The sequence below is a fragment of the Psychromonas arctica genome (assembly GCF_038155225.1).
Classification (GTDB): Bacteria; Pseudomonadota; Gammaproteobacteria; order Enterobacterales; family Psychromonadaceae; genus Psychromonas; species Psychromonas arctica_B.
Genome location: NZ_JBAKBA010000314.1, coordinates 1 through 218 on the forward strand (window position 1 = coordinate 1; position 218 = coordinate 218).

1 pseudogene is annotated in these 218 nt (G+C 33.5%); it reads left to right on the forward strand.

Annotated elements, in window-relative coordinates:
- Window positions 1-218, forward strand: a pseudogene (locus tag V6255_RS18655) (dioxygenase); the annotation flags it as partial.

A 218-nucleotide genomic window follows, 5' to 3' on the forward strand; every position in this document is an offset into this window, starting at 1 on the left:
ACATTAATGTATCCAGAAGCAGATATTCCAACCATCCAACTTTCATTAGTGAAACATCTTGATGCCAAGCAGCATTTAGCGATTGGTAAAGCTTTACAATCTCTTGATTATGAGAATCTATTAGTGATTGGCTCAGGCTTTTCTTTTCACAATATGAAAGCTTTTAAATGTGAACAAAACGCTAAAGATGGTCAACTTAAAAATCAACAATACGATGA